Origin of the sequence: Streptomyces beijiangensis (assembly GCF_017315755.1) — a bacterium.
Taxonomy (GTDB): domain Bacteria; phylum Actinomycetota; class Actinomycetes; order Streptomycetales; family Streptomycetaceae; genus Streptomyces; species Streptomyces beijiangensis.
In genome coordinates this window covers 1-331 of the sequence record NZ_JAFLRJ010001349.1, presented here as the reverse complement: position 1 = coordinate 331, position 331 = coordinate 1, and the positions used below count along the sequence as shown (strand labels likewise).

Below are 331 nucleotides of genomic sequence, written 5' to 3'. Positions count from 1 at the left end.
TTTCACAGGCGCTGCAGCATCGCTAAAAGGACATTTGCACGGCGGTGCGAATGAAGCGGTCATGTACATGCTGCTCGAAGGAGAAACAAAATCGGGCTTCTGCAAGCTGATTGAACATAAGTTAAGCAGAAAAGAAAAAATCATGGGCTTTGGGCACCGCGTCTATATGAGAAAAATGGACCCGCGCGCAGCCTTGCTGAAAAAGGCGCTCTATTCGCTTTCTCATAAAACCGGCAGACAGGATTTATATGAGATGTGCGATGCCGGCGAAAAGCTGATGCGCGAAGAAAAAGGCCTGTATCCGAACCTCGACTACTATGCGGCTCCAGTC

The 331-nt window shown here is 49.2% G+C and carries 1 protein-coding gene; it reads left to right on the top strand.

Features of this window, described 5'->3' with window-relative positions:
- Positions 1 to 331, top strand: a 331-nt coding sequence (locus J0695_RS46455; protein WP_277990122.1) for a citrate/2-methylcitrate synthase, incomplete at both ends; no start/stop codon positions are given.